This is a genomic window from Clostridium sp. MT-14, from assembly GCF_042436595.1.
GTDB lineage: Bacteria > Bacillota > Clostridia > Clostridiales > Clostridiaceae > Clostridium_B > Clostridium_B aromativorans.
Genome location: NZ_JBHMIY010000001.1, coordinates 365,210 through 380,830 on the forward strand (window position 1 = coordinate 365,210; position 15,621 = coordinate 380,830).

At 33.4% G+C, this 15,621-nt stretch carries 16 protein-coding genes and 1 riboswitch; of the genes, 1 reads left to right on the forward strand and 15 read right to left on the reverse strand.

Annotated elements, in window-relative coordinates:
• Nucleotides 1-75: 75 nt before the first annotated feature.
• From ACFHWD_RS01745 to ACFHWD_RS01795, 11 genes are all read right to left on the reverse strand, one after another.
• On the reverse strand, nucleotides 76-1,017 hold the full coding sequence (locus ACFHWD_RS01745) for a transketolase family protein (protein ID WP_150356744.1): 942 nt from the start codon (nucleotides 1,015-1,017) through the stop codon (nucleotides 76-78).
• Nucleotides 1,017-1,841, reverse strand: a complete 825-nt coding sequence (locus ACFHWD_RS01750; RefSeq protein WP_150356745.1) for a transketolase — start codon at nucleotides 1,839-1,841, stop codon at nucleotides 1,017-1,019. Before ACFHWD_RS01750 ends, ACFHWD_RS01745 begins: the two co-directional genes overlap by 1 nt.
• Nucleotides 1,842-2,115: 274 nt before the next feature.
• Nucleotides 2,116-2,466 (reverse strand): type II toxin-antitoxin system PemK/MazF family toxin, encoded by a 351-nt coding sequence (locus ACFHWD_RS01755; protein ID WP_150356746.1) that lies wholly within the window; start codon nucleotides 2,464-2,466, stop codon nucleotides 2,116-2,118.
• The gene (locus ACFHWD_RS01760; protein WP_150356747.1) at nucleotides 2,426-2,746 is read right to left on the reverse strand and encodes a CopG family transcriptional regulator; all 321 of its coding nucleotides are present in this window, start codon (nucleotides 2,744-2,746) and stop codon (nucleotides 2,426-2,428) included. The genes ACFHWD_RS01755 and ACFHWD_RS01760 overlap by 41 nt, the downstream gene beginning before the upstream one ends.
• 686 nt (nucleotides 2,747-3,432) lie before the next feature.
• A complete protein-coding gene (alr, locus tag ACFHWD_RS01765) occupies nucleotides 3,433-4,596 on the reverse strand; it encodes an alanine racemase (RefSeq protein ID WP_179978050.1) in 1,164 nt (387 codons plus the stop codon).
• Between the two features lie 105 nt (nucleotides 4,597-4,701).
• Nucleotides 4,702-5,310 (reverse strand): germination lipoprotein GerS-related protein, encoded by a 609-nt coding sequence (locus tag ACFHWD_RS01770; RefSeq protein WP_150358447.1) that lies wholly within the window; start codon nucleotides 5,308-5,310, stop codon nucleotides 4,702-4,704.
• Nucleotides 5,311-5,393: 83 nt separating this feature from the next.
• Nucleotides 5,394-6,893, reverse strand: a complete 1,500-nt coding sequence (locus tag ACFHWD_RS01775; protein ID WP_378060001.1) for an NAD(P)H-hydrate dehydratase — start codon at nucleotides 6,891-6,893, stop codon at nucleotides 5,394-5,396.
• A complete protein-coding gene (gene acpS, locus ACFHWD_RS01780) occupies nucleotides 6,853-7,269 on the reverse strand; it encodes a holo-ACP synthase (RefSeq protein ID WP_150358449.1) in 417 nt (138 codons plus the stop codon). The genes ACFHWD_RS01775 and acpS overlap by 41 nt, the downstream gene beginning before the upstream one ends.
• A 122-nt stretch (nucleotides 7,270-7,391) precedes the next feature.
• On the reverse strand, nucleotides 7,392-7,739 hold the full coding sequence (locus tag ACFHWD_RS01785; protein ID WP_150358450.1) for a DUF6514 family protein: 348 nt from the start codon (nucleotides 7,737-7,739) through the stop codon (nucleotides 7,392-7,394).
• Nucleotides 7,740-7,993: 254 nt separating this feature from the next.
• On the reverse strand, nucleotides 7,994-8,692 hold the full coding sequence (gene sleB, locus ACFHWD_RS01790; protein WP_150358451.1) for a spore cortex-lytic enzyme: 699 nt from the start codon (nucleotides 8,690-8,692) through the stop codon (nucleotides 7,994-7,996).
• 119 nt (nucleotides 8,693-8,811) lie between these two features.
• Nucleotides 8,812-10,074: a magnesium transporter gene (locus ACFHWD_RS01795; protein WP_150358452.1), complete on the reverse strand. Its 1,263-nt coding sequence runs from the start codon at nucleotides 10,072-10,074 to the stop codon at nucleotides 8,812-8,814.
• A gap of 212 nt (nucleotides 10,075-10,286) precedes the next feature.
• Nucleotides 10,287-10,456, reverse strand: a riboswitch (M-box (ykoK) riboswitch).
• 308 nt (nucleotides 10,457-10,764) lie between these two features.
• Here ACFHWD_RS01795 and ACFHWD_RS01800 point away from each other — a divergent pair.
• Nucleotides 10,765-12,603 carry a YgiQ family radical SAM protein gene (locus ACFHWD_RS01800; protein ID WP_150358453.1) on the forward strand — a complete coding sequence of 613 codons (1,839 nt, stop codon included), beginning with the start codon at nucleotides 10,765-10,767 and terminating at the stop codon, nucleotides 12,601-12,603.
• 21 nt (nucleotides 12,604-12,624) lie between these two features.
• Here the strand turns inward: ACFHWD_RS01800 and ACFHWD_RS01805 are convergent, their stop codons facing one another.
• The 4 genes from ACFHWD_RS01805 to ACFHWD_RS01820 all read right to left on the reverse strand — a co-directional run bounded on the left by ACFHWD_RS01805 (nucleotide 12,625) and on the right by ACFHWD_RS01820 (nucleotide 15,618).
• On the reverse strand, nucleotides 12,625-13,299 hold the full coding sequence (locus tag ACFHWD_RS01805) for a hypothetical protein (protein WP_150358454.1): 675 nt from the start codon (nucleotides 13,297-13,299) through the stop codon (nucleotides 12,625-12,627).
• Between the two features lie 78 nt (nucleotides 13,300-13,377).
• Nucleotides 13,378-14,286: a YegS/Rv2252/BmrU family lipid kinase gene (locus tag ACFHWD_RS01810; RefSeq protein WP_150358455.1), complete on the reverse strand. Its 909-nt coding sequence runs from the start codon at nucleotides 14,284-14,286 to the stop codon at nucleotides 13,378-13,380.
• A gap of 175 nt (nucleotides 14,287-14,461) precedes the next feature.
• Nucleotides 14,462-14,884 (reverse strand): CBS domain-containing protein, encoded by a 423-nt coding sequence (locus tag ACFHWD_RS01815; protein ID WP_150358456.1) that lies wholly within the window; start codon nucleotides 14,882-14,884, stop codon nucleotides 14,462-14,464.
• 65 nt (nucleotides 14,885-14,949) lie between these two features.
• Nucleotides 14,950-15,618: a TVP38/TMEM64 family protein gene (locus tag ACFHWD_RS01820; RefSeq protein WP_150358457.1), complete on the reverse strand. Its 669-nt coding sequence runs from the start codon at nucleotides 15,616-15,618 to the stop codon at nucleotides 14,950-14,952.
• Between the last annotated feature and the right edge of the window lie 3 nt (nucleotides 15,619-15,621).

A 15,621-nucleotide genomic window follows, 5' to 3' on the forward strand; every position in this document is an offset into this window, starting at 1 on the left:
AATATATGAAATTATTATTACGGAGAATTTAGCAAAAGAGATGCCCTATAAATCAGCATCTCTTCTAACCCATATTTATTTTAAAGACAGTCCTTTTTTAACAGCTTTAACTATATCATCTCCGGTCAACCCATAAGCTTTTAAAAGTTCATTGGGTTTTCCACTTTCCCCAAAAGTATCTTTAATGCCTATCCTTATAACTGGCGTAGGCAAATTTTCACTTAACACTTCACATACGGCAGAACCCAGCCCACCTATAATACTGTGTTCTTCCGCAGTTATAACTACACCGGTTTTTCTAGCAGTTTCCACTATTGCTTCTTTGTCTATAGGTTTTATAGTATGTATATTCAAAACTGATACCTTTATTCCCTCTTCAGCCAGAGTATTATAGGCTTCCAATGCTGCCTCTACCATTATCCCTGTAGCAATTATAACTGCATCCTTTCCTTCCCTCATTTTTATAGCTTTCCCTATTTCAAATTTATAATCCTCATTATTATTTATAACGGAAACTTTAGATCTTCCAAGTCTCACATAACAGGGTCCTTTCACTTCAGCCACGGCTCTAACTGCTGCCTCTGTCTCCACTGCATCGCTAGGACAGATAACTGTCATGTTGGGAATGCTCCTCATAAGGGATATGTCCTCTACCGACTGATGGGAGGCCCCGTCTTCGCCTACTGTAAGTCCTGCATGAGTAGCACATATTTTAACATTTAAGTTTGGATAGCATATGGAGTTTCTTATCTGTTCAAAGGCTCTCCCAGTAGCAAACATGGCAAAAGTGCTTACAAAGGGTATCTTATCACAGGTGGATATCCCAGCTGCCACCGCCATCATATTGGCTTCTGCTATTCCCATATCCATAAACCTTTCAGGATAAGCTTTTTTAAATCCGGCAGTCTTGGTGGATTTCGAAAGGTCTGCATCAAAGACCACTACTTTTTTATTTTCAGCTCCCAATTCTACAAGAGCTTTCCCATAAGCTTCTCTAGTTGCTATTTTATTTGACATTACTCTTCACCTCCTATATCCCTTAATGCCTCTTCGCATTGTTCTATGTTGGGTGCAGAGCCATGCCACCCTACCTGATTTTCCATGAAGGATACCCCCTTGCCCTTGACAGTCTTACAAACTATAGCAGTTGGTTTATCTTTAACTGATTTCGCCTCTTCAATAGCATCTATAATCTGCTTAAAATCATGTCCATTTATTTCTATAACATGCCACTTAAAGGCTTTAAATTTTTCTCCGATGGGATAAGCAGACATTACCTCTTCACAGGTGCCGTCTATCTGAAGTCCATTTGCATCTATGAAAGCTGTCAAATTATCCAACTTATAATGAGCTGCAGCCATAGAAGCTTCCCAGACTTCACCTTCTTCAAGTTCGCCATCTCCCAACAGGGTATAAACTCTATAACTTTTTTTATCGATTTTACCGCCAAGTGCCATACCAACAGCAGCAGATATTCCTTGTCCCAAGGATCCCGTAGACATATCAACACCAGGAGTTTCATTCATATTAGGATGTCCTTGAAGTATAGAACCCAGTTTTCTAAGAGACTTTAACTCCTCCACACTAAAATATCCTCTTCTAGCAAGAGTACTGTACAGTACTGGAGCCGCATGCCCTTTTGAAAGTACAAATCTGTCTCTATCTAAATCTCTGGCATTTTCAGGATCAACATTCATCTCATAAAAATATAATGTAGTTAAAATTTCAACTGCAGACAGTGAACCGCCTGGATGGCCTGAGCCAGCCTTAGTCAGCATTTTTATTATGTCTTTTCTTATAACTGATGCAATCTTTTTAAGCTCTTCTATATTTTTTTTCACAACTTCAACCTCCTACTAATACTACTAATCAAGTAATTCTCAGGCCCAGCTGGAGTTTATTCACAGAGAATGCTTTTCTCCACCTGAACCTCGGATAAAAAACTTTAACTTTATTTTAACACAAAGTTTTAATTTCATATATATAAAGCACCACAAAACTTCACCCCTGTGCTCTAAGCACCGGGGCTTATAATCAACAACAAAACCTGAATCCAGGTTTCTGTTAAAATTAAAAATTATAGTAAATTATACGTCATTGAGTTCAATTGAAAATCTATTGAAGCCCAATACTTACTAAAAGTGCATTATCTACTTTTTTCATATCACTATCTGTCATATGACCAATTTTTTCTTTCAATCTTCTTTTATCTAAGGTTCTTATTTGTTCCAGCAGCACTACCGAATCTTTATTGAGGCCATAGGCCTCTGAAGATATTTCCACATGAGTCGGAAGTTTTGCTTTATTTATCTGAGAGGTAATAGCTGCAACAATTACGGTTGGACTATATTTATTACCAACATCATTTTGTATGATAATAACAGGTCTTACCCCTCCTTGTTCAGACCCAACTACAGGGCTTAGATCAGCATAAAATATATCTCCTCTTTTCACTATTGTCGTCATCTGGCAAATCACTCTCCGAAAGCTTCGCTTCATATTCTTTTAATTCCTTTATGTCACTTGCAAAGCCCATTTCTGAAAATTCAAGATTAAGTTGTGCCATTTCCCTATATCCTTTTTCCATTTCTGATATTCTATTTAACCTTTTTTTCTCACTAATATATAATATGATAACTTCCCTAATAAATTCACTCCTTTTTTTGCAATCTTCTTTAAGTGCCTTGTTGAATTCATTATATAGTGTTTCTGAGAGGTCTATTACTAATCTTTTAGAATTTGACATATACAAATTAATACCTCCTATTACCCTAAGCGAAAGATTATACAAGCTCATTATAGTACCAAATCTGTAGGCATGTCAAAGAAATTATCTATAATTTCACCAATTTTCTACTTGTATTTTTTTACATAGGGTTTTTTATCTCTATAACTATTCTAATATAACTTTTTAATATTTCTATTTAAGCATATTACAATCTATATGTAAAAATTTTTAGATATTAATTTAAATATTGTATGTATCAGCTTTTATATTATTTACAAAACCGCACCTATACAATTTCAAGTGCATATTGTATTTGGAAAATCGATATCAACAGGCATTAATTAATCCTAACAATTATGTAATACTATGTAAACATAGATATAATTTCATAATGCATATTATTATTATGTTATACCATTTTTTTAATTTATATTCACAATATTGTCATATATGAAATCATTGTATATAATTCATTAAAAAATACAGCCTCATAAAATGCACCACATAATTATAAATTTACCATAAGGGCTGCGTGCAAATGTTTCATAATTTTAATATATGTAATTTCAATTCAACATCTAAATAATTATATTTCTTACTGAAAAAAACACTGATATTCGCCTCAATCAGTTAAAAATACATACGAAGGTTCAGATGAAAAAAATTATTATCTATGGAAAAACTACACCTGAACCTAAAAATCATTAAATCAAGTAATTTTTAACTTTAACTACTTTTCCATTTTTTATATACACTCTTGGAATTCTCTTGTTCATCATACAGAGTATTTCATAGCTTATAGTACCCAGGATCTGTGCTGCATCCTCTGCATCAAACTTGAGGCCATCTTTCTCTCCTAGAAGAACAACTTCATCTCCTACATTGACCTCTCCTACATCAGTGACATCTACCATACATTGATCCATACATATGTTTCCCACTACTGGAGCAAATTTTCCGTTAACTATAACCTTCGCTTCCCCAAATAATCTTCTGGTATATCCATCAGCGTATCCTATCGGCAAAGTGGCAATTACACTTTTCCTGTCGGCTTTAAATTTCCTTCCATAACCTACATACTGCCCAACTTCCAGTGTTTTTACATGAACTACATTGGCTTTCAAAGTCATAAGAGGTTTTATATTCAACTGATTCTTGTCCACTTCGTGGGAAGGATAATAACCATAGATTATTATTCCAGGTCTGACCGAATCACAATAGGTATCTGGAAGTTCCATTATAGCTGCACTGTTGGCTATATCTCTCATATTTATTTTTATACCTTTGTCTGTTAATTTCTCATAAAATAGTTTATATTTTTCAAACTGTTCATGAGTATATGTCTTATCTGTCTCATCTGCTGTAGAGAAATGTGAAAACAAGCTTTGTATTTCTATATTGGGCAATTGGCTTATTTTATAAACTTCATCTACACTGTCATCATTTATCAAAAATCCTATTCTACCCATTCCCGTATCCACAGCAATGTGTATCTTTGCAATTTTCCCCTTATCTACGGCCTCCTTAGACAGCTGACATGCATATTCATAGGAAGGAGTTATGGACTCTACATCATAATCTACTACGTCACTAATAAGGGTATGGGGTATTATACCAAGTACCATTATAGGCGATTTTATCCCATTTTTCCTAAGCTCTATGGCTTCATCCAAAACAGCTACCGCCAGTCTTTCTACTCCATTCTCAAGAAGAACCTGTGAAACTTCTACTGCTCCATGTCCATAGGCATCAGCTTTCACAACTCCTATTAATCCCTTACTACCCACTTTTGATTTTATTTGACCTATGTTGTATGTAAGATTATCTAGATTAACTTCCTCCCATACTGGTCTATAATTTCTAAACATCGACACATCACCTCTATATATAATTGAAAGAAAATAAATAATTTTAGGACATTAACTTAATTATATACCTTTTCTATAGGAATTGTGAATAAAATTATTTCAATATTAATTTATATCAAAAATATTTTCACTCAACTCCACGTTTGCCTTAAAATCACTATATTCCACATCTACTTTTTTTCTTCCAGTAGAATCAAATATTTTCAAGTAAGTTGGCGTATTATGCTTTAAATTCACATATAATTCAGCTTTACTGATGTTTTTATTATTACCAGGTATATCCAAACGCACAACCTGATACTGCTCATTATTTACCTTCTTAAAGGAGTTGTCAATCTTTTCATTGGTATAAAGCAGTGATATATACTCTTCTATAAAACAGAATTTAAACAAGCTATTGAAATTTTTTTCCATACTGTATTTACCACTGTTGTCACTATTTTTAACAAATATTTTATTTCCCCTATATACAATTACTCTGTCTTTGCCCAGTTCAAATCTTTCTCCATATCTGCTGTCATAATACTGTCTGCCGCCGTAATTTATTTGCTGTTTCTCATTTTCTATCTGAATATTCACATTACAGCTATAACTATCTAGGTCCTTTAAATAATATATTATCTTTTCCGTGTTTTGAATATCTCTTCCATGGAATAAAAAAATAGCAAGTAAAACAAAAGATATACCTATCCCCATTAATAGTTTTTTCTTCATGCCACTCCTCCTGATCTAAAGCGCTCCACTATTAATCTATTCTACCATACCCTTTGATATTACTATTTTTTGGGGTTGATCTTCTACTGCATCAATTCTTTTATTGAAAAAGGAAGCTGTTTTAAAACATGACTGGCATTTACACAAAACATATATTGGGATAGTTTCTCTCCAGAGTATCCATGCACAAAAGCAGCTATACACGCCGCTTCAAAAAGATTATACTTTTGAGCCGCAAAAGAAACTATAATTCCAGTAAGGCAGTCCCCCATACCTCCAGAAGCCATAGATGAGTTCCCCACAGGATTTACGGCCACTGCATTTCCATCTGTAATAATAGTATTATATCCTTTCAAGAGTACAATTACATCATTTTCAGCTGCAAAATCTCTAGCTACCTTTATTCTGTTTTTCTCTATATATTGAATATCAAATCCCGTGATTCTAGCCATTTCTCCTAGATGGGGAGTCAAAATCACTCCACATTTTTTGTTCTTTAATATATGTAAATTCCCCATCAGCACATTGATTCCATCTGCATCAATTACAACATTTTTTTTAGATACATTTAGAATCCTATCAACCATATTCAAAGTTCTGTCATTTACTCCCATACCTGGTCCTATGGCAATAGCATCACTTTTCTCTATGGCCTTCTGCAGCTTTGAATCATCTTCCAGCTGAATTGTCATACCCTCTACTAGTTTTGAGCTGAGTACTGGCTGAATATTCTTATAGCAGCCTAAAGTAACAAGTCCCGCACCACTCCTTACAGCTCCCTGAGTGCATATATAAGCGGCTCCTGTAAACCCTTGAGAACCAGCTATAACAAGCACTCTGCCATAATCGCCTTTGTGCCCAAATTTATTTCTCCTCTTTAACTTTTCTTTTATAAAATTTTTTTCTATTATAAATTTAGAATCGATAAATTTTCCAACAGCAATTTTGGGAATTCCTATATCCTCAACTGTTACCTCTCCTGTAAATTTATCACTTCCATATCTTAAAAAACCCTGCTTATACAATTGAAATGTAACAGTTTTATCCGCCTCTACACAATTGCCCATTATCTCTCCCGTATTCCCATTAAAACCAGAAGGAACATCTATAGAAATGGTATATTTACTATTTTCATTTATCAACGATATGACAGAATCCTGTATGCCCTGTATATTTCTAGAGAGTCCAGTACCAAATATACCATCAATAATAACCTGGCTTTCTCTTATACTTTTTCTAAGTCTCACCATATCTTCTAAAGAGTTAACCTTATCCAGACTCATATGGAGAACTTTTAATATATTATAATTTATTTTGCATTCTTCACTCATGCCCTCCTCTTTCCCAACTAAAAATACATGAACTTCTTTATTTAAATTATATAGATGTCTCGCTATTGCAAAACCATCTCCACCATTGTTGCCCTTTGTACAGATTATACAAAAACTATTATAATTTTTTAAATCTATATTCGCAATTACTTTTAAAGCCGCGTTTTCCATTAGAACAATGCTGGGTATTTTTAATTCACTTATAGCATAATTATCTATCTTCCTGCATGTCTCTATGGATGCTATCCTCAATCTCATCCACCTCCATCACTGCATATGCTATGGCATTGTCCACACCATGTGATATGCTCAAATGTATCTTATAATTGCCACATTTATTGGCCATCAATTTAGCTTTTCCCTTCAATATCACATTAGGTCTGCCAGAAGCTGCTCTGTCTATTTCCACTTCTTTAAAATCAAATCCTCTAAATCCGGTACCCATTGCTTTTACCACTGCTTCCTTTGCTGCAAATCTTCCAGCCACAAATTCAGGTCTTAAATTTCTATTTTTAAGATATTCTATTTCATTTTTACTAAAAATTCTGTCCATAAAATTAGCATGTTTACTAATGGCTTCTTTAATCCTCCTAATTTCAACTATATCCACTCCAACTCCAAATATCAAAATTACATTTCACCCCCAATTCATTAATTTAATTATACCAGTATTTATTATATTATATTTGTTTTTCAATGCAGTAAATAATAAATTAAATTTATATAAAAAAAGAGGATTTCTCCTCCTTTCTAATAAGCTATATAATTTATCTGTTTGTCAAAGTCCAAAATATATTCATCTACATAATCTCCGAGTACATCAACTAAATGTATGGGTGACACCTGGTTGTCATATAACAACTTCAGTAAATTATGTACTTTATATCTCTCAGGGCTTATATTTTTAATACACTCCCTTTGTACATTTACCAGTTTGTTTTCCAGTATATCCTGTCTTTCCACTTCAATTCCATAGGATTGAACCTGTATAACCTCATTTTTGTAGGTAATGGCAACCTTTTCCTTTAACAATCTGTAAAGATACACATATTTTTTATCTCCTATTATTTTACTAAGGCTAAAATTCTCAACTATCATAAACATTTTCCCCCTGTAATTATTAGCTAATATTATTGACTTACACATATATTAGCACATGCCCACAAAAAAATGTGTCAGTTCATGATTAGATGGATTATAAATTATCCCTTATATATGACAATAAAAATCTCTCAACTCCACAGGTAAAAGTATAAATATACTTTTATTCTATTTATTAACAGTTTTTATTGAAATTCTATGTCGAAATTTTATATATATTGACTATATATTTTTATAGATTTAACACTATTCTATCTGCAGAATCTATGTTTACCTATAATTTTTATAAGAGGTCTTGACCATATCCATGAACTCGTTGCCGTTGCAGGATTAAAATAATATATGGCCCCATCAGAAGGATCCCAACCATTTAGTGCGTCTCGAGCTGCATTTATGGAATTCTGTTCCATGTTAGCATGAATCTGACCGTCCACTATTGCAGTAAAAGCTCCCGGCTGATATATGACTCCTGGTACTGTAGAAGGGAATCTAGGATCCCTGGTCCTATTTAGTATTACAGCTCCTACAGCTACTTGTCCTTCATAGGGTTCTCCCCTTGCCTCTCCATTTATCAAACGGGCTATAAGCATTACATTCTGATTGTTGCTGCCAGATGCAGTGCCGCCACTTGAAGTATTTATACCCAAAGCCGCCAATGTAGCATCTCCTACTATACCATCAGGAGTCAATCCATTCTTTGATTGAAAATATTTTACAGCAGTATAAGTCTGATATCCATATGCCCCATCTACACTTCCATTATAATAGCCCCAGTTTTTAAGTTTTGTCTGTATCTGACTTACCACATTGCCCTTGGATCCATAGGAATAAGCTATGGCTTTTACAGCATTATCATAAGGAAGTAAAAACAGAGAAGTGAATATATATGTGAACACTATGGCAAGTATCAATATAAGTTTTATTTTAAAGTTCATAGACTTTTTACCCATATGATCATCTCTCCTTTAGTATTTATTAAACTTGTATTTATTTTTACGTGAACATAGTTTATGCACAAATACAATAAAAAATACATAAAGAAAAGCTGTCAAATGACAGCTTTATAATTTTATCCAACTTTTCTCAATCTCTTTTTCCAGCTCGGTATCAATATATCTTCCACGATATCATTTATGACCACTATACCGCACAACTTCTCCTCATCATCTACCACGGGAAGGGAAAGTAAATCATATTTTGAACAATTTTCTATGGCCTTACTTATATTTTCATTATGACTTACACTTACCACATCATCTATCATGATCTCTTTCAATTTAGTTTCGGCGCTGGACAATATAAGGCTCTTCAAAGATACAACCCCTTGAAGCTTTCCTTTGTCATCAATAATATATATATAATAAGACACTTCATCCTCTGGATTGATTTCCCTAAATAACTCAATGGTTTCATTGACAGTTATATTTATATTAAATGAAATAAAATCCTTTTTCATTATACTTCCCACTGTCTCTTCATTATAATCCATAAGAGTTCTTACTTCCTCAGCATCTCCTTTTTTCATATTCAAAAGCATCCTTTCTGCAGTGTCTTCATCAACCTCGTCCAAGATATCTGCAATTTCATCTTTTGGCATATTAAACAGTACTTCGTCTCTTTTAGACTGACTCAAATTTTCCAGAATGTTCGCCTGTATTTTGGGTTCTATTTCCTCCAGTGTATCTGCCGCCAGATCTTGATCTAAACTTTCAAATACTTTTTTTCTATAATTCACATCCATATCCTCTAATATATCTGCCAAATCTGCAGGATGAAGTTTTGATAATTTCTTATATGGAACTGAAAGCTTTAAATTATTATTCACCATTTCTAAAGACTCCACATTATCCCACATTATAAGGCTGTCCTCTGGTTTCTTATTGAATATATCATAAAACTTCTTTATAATATGTTCCACGCCAAATCTTCTTCCCAAGGCCAAGGTACCTGTATCAACAGCTACAACCCTGTACTCACCAGCTATCTTTGCAATTCTGAGATCATTGACCCTAACTAACTTTTTTCCATTTATATCTACAATCTGTTTATCTAGAAGATGCTTTGACAAAAGGTATGAATAACTCTGAAGTATTATTCCTCTTATACCTTCTCCTCTAATTATTACCCTATTATTATCTTCATAAAAATTTATATTTTTACATTCACAATTGGAAACTTCCGTACCATTCTTTATCTTATATCCTATAGCTCTTGGCATGCCATGATCAGTGGATACATATATGTCCACAAGCTTTCCCACATACTCATTGAATTCATCATACACTTTCTTATAAAGAATTTTACTCAAAAAGAAACTGGTTAACTTTTGCATAAATATTCCTCCTTTGACTTACGGAGAAATATTTAAAAACAACAACTGTACAACGCACATCAAAGTTTAGGAATCTATTTAAATACCTCCCCGTAGGCACTTATTAAATTTTGTAATAAGTCACACCGACCTCCATAAGGTCCGTTTTCCATTTAACTACACCACCTAAATTAAAAAATTAAAAAGAGCCTCCAAGGCTCTCCTCACAAACTAAAACTTTCTAATCGTCTGAGTTTTAGCACTATATAGCTTTAGACTAAACCAATCCAGCTGCATTAGATAAAACCTTAATCCGGTAATATCTGTTGACCCATTGGCATCTCTCGATGTTTCCGGGCATCAGCATATGTCTATATAGGAGCCTCACCTAACATAACAAATTGCAAACATATGATATTATCATTTACACTATAATTATATTACAAATTTGCCAAAATGCAATAAGTAAGTGCTAAATTTATCAATATTTATTTACTATTCACTTATTAATACACTTTTCCCTTATTTTGCTCAATATAATTTTAAATATCATGTTCTCTTTTATCTAAATCTTTTCCCATCTATTTATATTATATACTACACATTTATTTTGGTACACATACTTTTCACTATTAGCCATCAGCTGCCCTATAGGTTATTACTCTATATGTTATAATAAAAGCAATAAAAAAACAGAATGGAGAATTTAAATTGAGATTAAATAAAAATTTTCTACCAATATGCAAAAAAGATATGGAAATAAATAATATAAACCAACTTGACTTTATATTTATAACTGGAGATGCTTATGTAGATCACCCTTCCTTCGGAACTGCCATAATATCCAGGATTTTAGAAAGGGAGGGATTCACAGTAGGTATAATAGCCCAGCCAAATTGGAAAAATACAAATGATTTTAAAAGATTAGGCAGACCTAAACTGGCATTTTTAATTAACTCTGGAAATATGGACTCCATGGTCAATCATTATACTTCTTCCATGAAAAGAAGACATGAAGATCTGTACTCACCAGGGGGGAAACCCGGATATAGGCCCGATAGAGCTGTAATAGTATATTGTAACAGGGTAAAAGAATCCTATAAAGACGTTCCCATAATAATAGGTGGTATAGAGGCCAGCCTGAGAAGATTTGCCCATTATGACTACTGGAGTGACAAGATAAGAAGAAGTATTCTTCTGGATTCCAAATCCGATCTGCTTGTATACGGCATGGGAGAAAAATCCATAGTACAGATAGCAAACCTGCTAAAATACGGCATGGATATCCAAAGTATCACAGATATAAGAGGAACTGTATATTGCTCTAAGGACAAAAACCATTTAGGGAAATATATAGAAGTACCTTCCTTTGAGGAAGTGCTGAAAGATAAAAAATCCTATGGAGATAGCTTCAAACTGGAATATTTAGAACAGGACGCCATAAGGGGAAAAACACTGGTACAGAAACATGGAGATCACTACATTATCCAAAATCCCCCTCAGTATCCATTGACAGAAGAAGAAATGGATATAATATACAACCTTCCTTATACCAGAACTTATCATCCAGTATATGAAAAAGCAGGAGGCATACCTGCAATAAAGGAAGTACGTTTTTCCATTACCAGCCACAGGGGATGCTATGGCGGATGTTCCTTTTGTGCCCTGACTTTCCATCAAGGAAGAACCGTTCAGAGTAGAAGTGAAAACTCCATAGTCGGCGAAGCAAAACTTCTGACTACACTGGACGACTTTAAAGGCTATATACACGACGTAGGGGGACCTACTGCAAATTTTAGACATAAAGCCTGTAGAATTCAAGAAAAAACAGGAGTATGTAAAAACAAACAGTGCCTATTTCCCCTTCCCTGTAAAAACCTCATTATAGATCACAGTGAATACTTGAGTTTATTGAAAAAAATAAGAAAAATACCAGGAATAAAAAAGGTATTCATACGCTCTGGAATACGATATGACTACCTGATAAATGACAAAAATACAGACTTTTTCATAGAGCTGTGCAAATATCATATAAGCGGCCAGTTGAAGGTAGCCCCTGAACATATAAGCGACAAAGTATTGGCACAAATGGGTAAGCCTAAAATGGACGTATACAACAGATTTGTAAAAAAATATTTTGAAATAAACAAAAAACTAGGTAAAAAACAGTACCTTGTGCCTTATTTAATGTCCAGCCATCCTGGAAGCGATTTAAATTCAGCTGTAGAATTGGCCCTGTATATTAAAAAAATGGGTTATACTCCTGAACAGGTTCAGGATTTCTATCCTACACCAGGAAGCTTGTCTACAACTATGTACTATACAGGCATTAACCCTATAACCGGTCAAAAAGTTTATATTCCAAAAAAACAAAGAGAAAAAAATATGCAGAGAGCTCTTTTACAATTTTCCCTTCCCCAAAATTACAAACTGGTAAAAGAAGCTCTGATTTCCGCCGGCCGTGATGACTTAATAGGAAGCGATCCTCACTGCTTGATTTCCAAGAATCCACCCAGGAAAAAGCATTTACATAAACACTTCCAAGGCTAATTTAAAGTACAAAGTTGAAAATCAACCGGATTTGATATTTGAATAGTGATTTTTCCTCACTTTGTTTAAAACATAAATCCATACAGCAGTCCAGCTTACATCACCCAGCACTGGCTGCACTAATACTTTTACATCCAGGAGCCAGGCTATTAGTTCTACTGAAGTTATACATGCCGCCAATACTATAATGTATATACCAAATTTATTCGGATTATTTTTACCCATAAATCCCAGTACAAAGAATATCACCAGAGTATTAAATACTATATATGGCCAAAATATGTATGAACCCTTAGAAAAAGTCATAGTATATCCTAACACAGCAGGATACTGCTGTGCATTTTTCAATATAACTTCATAATTATGCATTATAAAACCATATAATACACATAGTACAGCAGATATTACAAATATATAATAAAATTTGATATTGTCCTTTCTCATAAAAATATACATAGCAGTAAAAGCTATCAGGGGAACGGCAATTAGATTTAAGAAAAAGGGTATTTTAAGCATATAAAGATATTTTATGTTGTCTGCCAAAAATAAAATAAGAATACAAATATATCTAAATAGCATGGCTATTAAAATAAAAAGTGTTATTATTTTTACCTTATTTGGCAAAAATTTAATCCAGGCAAAGCCCTGTATAATCATTATAAACATAATAGGTAATAGACAAATATAAAACGTCATATATTCTCCTTCTCTTAACAGCACTCTAGTTTATATTTATTAATATTGCCTATCTTATATTACTATTTTAAACAAAAATTATATACTCTCTCCATATTTTGAATTCATGTTTACCCCTAAAACCTCTATCCCGCCTTTTATACATTCTATTGTAAGAGGAAAATCAGGACCCCTTTCACCGTCTATATCGGTGACTATATCTTCATTGCAGTCCACTTCTATTTTATCTGATTTAAAATATATAAGGCCTGCAGTATTTTCTAAATGATCTCCTCTCAGCATTTTTATAAAAAGCGTAATCGTGTCTTTTATCACTCCCGCCTTAATTATTATGACATCCAATAGTCCATCATCTATTCTGGCTTTATAAGCAAGATTTAGATTTCCAGCAGTCTGTCCGTTAAACACCATCATCAAGTACATATCTCCATCAAAAAATGCAGTTTCAGATTTCACCTTTATTTTAAGCTTTCTTAAATTATGGAGCTGCTCCAAGCCTTTAACATAATAAGCCAATTTCCCTATGGTATTTTTTAAATTCACATCGGTCTTTTGGGAAACATCCGTAAATAACCCCGTACTTGCCACATTTATAAAATATTTGTCATTTACTTTACCCAAATCCAAACTTCTAGGTTCACTATTTATTATCTGCTCACAAGCCCTTCCTACATTTTCAGGTATTCCTATAAATTTTGCAAAATCATTAGCTGTACCCACCGGAAGAATAGCTATAGGTATATCTATATTTAACCTTTTCATATGGTTTACAGCAGTATCCACCGTTCCATCTCCACCTGCCACTAATATGTAGTTATAAGTTTCATCTAACCCCTTAAAAGCCTCTTCCATATTAACACCAGGGCTAATTCTAAATGGAACTATTTCATATCCATATTTTTGATGTATTTTAATCACTGTATCTATACCCGACACTATAGTGTTCTCTCCCGAATATGGATTATAAATAAATTTTACTTTATTCATACTGAACTCTCCTATTACACAAACTTAATAAAATATGCGCTATTGATTCAATTATATTGAATTAAAAATTTAAATTTTTATTTACATCACCTGATATTATATCACCTAAAGTAATAAATCCACAAGATTACTGGTAATTCCTGTGGATTTATTCATAAATTATTAAATTCTATTTTTAGGATATGCCTGGCTTAGATATATTACTCAATGCATCTCCTGCCTGTTCATTGGACTTGGAGTTAGTAGCCAAATCACCCAATGACACCATACCCACAAGATGTTCATTTTCCACTACAGGAATTCTTCTTACCTGTCTTTCACTCATTACCCTAGAAACATCTCTCAAATCCATGTCTGGAGAACTTGTTACAGGGTTTGAAGACATTATATCCCTTACTGTCTTAGAATTATAGCTCTCACCCTTAACTGCCGATCTTATTGCAATATCTCTATCTGTTATAATTCCTATAACTCTATCCCCATCACATACTGGAACAGCTCCTATATTATTCTGTTCCATAATCTCAGCTGCCCTCTCTATGGTATCGTCAGCTTTCAGGCTAATTACAGATTTAGTCATTATATCCTTAACTTTCATTTACAAACACTCCTTTAAATTTAGATTACATAGAATATTATGTCCTAAATCAAAGATTATGTTGCTTATAAATTATTGGTATTTTTAGATATCCTCCTATGTACATATAAAGAGCAAAAGGCTATAATACATAAAATCATTATGGGTAATATGAACTTAATAGAAAAGGGATCCTCTAGATTTTTTCCCATCAATGAATAGGTAACCATTTCCGGCAAAGTTCCTATTAATGTGCCAAAAATAAAATCACTGTACTTCATCTTTGTAAGCCCTGCTGCATAACTCAATGGATCATAGGGAAACACAAAAGACAATCTCATTATGGTCATAACTTTAAATCCATATTTTTCTATATTTTTGTCCAATACTAAAGCTTTTCCTTTTAATATCTTGTCTACAAAAGAACGCCCTAAATATCTGGATAAGAAAAAAGCTACAGTAGCTGATCCAAAACATCCAATCATGCTCAGTAAAACTGCTATATGAGAATTAAATATATTCCCTGCAACAATGGACATAAGGGATGCTGGAAATATAATAAGCAGTGGCCTCAACGTATACATGACAATAAAGACAACAGCAGAGAATTCCCCGTAACTCTGTATATAACTCCTGATCCTATATACATTTATATTACATAATTTATCTTTATAAACAAACAATACGATTATGATAAATAAAACCAAGATGGCAAATATTATAGATTTAACAAAATTTTTATTATTCTTTCTCATGAA

Bases quoted from the DNA above. Each gene is read 5' to 3' on its own strand.
- ACFHWD_RS01745 (WP_150356744.1), bottom strand. From the start codon at position 1,017: ATGTCAAATAAAATAGCAACTAGAGAAGCTTATGGGAAAGCTCTTGTA.
- ACFHWD_RS01755 (WP_150356746.1), bottom strand. From the start codon at position 2,466: ATGACGACAATAGTGAAAAGAGGAGATATATTTTATGCTGATCTAAGC.
- ACFHWD_RS01760 (WP_150356747.1), bottom strand. From the start codon at position 2,746: ATGTCAAATTCTAAAAGATTAGTAATAGACCTCTCAGAAACACTATAT.
- alr (WP_179978050.1), bottom strand. From the start codon at position 4,596: ATGTTTAGAAATTATAGACCAGTATGGGAGGAAGTTAATCTAGATAAT.
- ACFHWD_RS01770 (WP_150358447.1), bottom strand. From the start codon at position 5,310: ATGAAGAAAAAACTATTAATGGGGATAGGTATATCTTTTGTTTTACTT.
- ACFHWD_RS01785 (WP_150358450.1), bottom strand. From the start codon at position 7,739: ATGATAGTTGAGAATTTTAGCCTTAGTAAAATAATAGGAGATAAAAAA.
- sleB (WP_150358451.1), bottom strand. From the start codon at position 8,692: ATGGGTAAAAAGTCTATGAACTTTAAAATAAAACTTATATTGATACTT.
- ACFHWD_RS01795 (WP_150358452.1), bottom strand. From the start codon at position 10,074: ATGCAAAAGTTAACCAGTTTCTTTTTGAGTAAAATTCTTTATAAGAAA.
- ACFHWD_RS01805 (WP_150358454.1), bottom strand. From the start codon at position 13,299: ATGACGTTTTATATTTGTCTATTACCTATTATGTTTATAATGATTATA.
- ACFHWD_RS01810 (WP_150358455.1), bottom strand. From the start codon at position 14,286: ATGAATAAAGTAAAATTTATTTATAATCCATATTCGGGAGAGAACACT.
- ACFHWD_RS01815 (WP_150358456.1), bottom strand. From the start codon at position 14,884: ATGAAAGTTAAGGATATAATGACTAAATCTGTAATTAGCCTGAAAGCT.
- ACFHWD_RS01820 (WP_150358457.1), bottom strand. From the start codon at position 15,618: ATGAGAAAGAATAATAAAAATTTTGTTAAATCTATAATATTTGCCATC.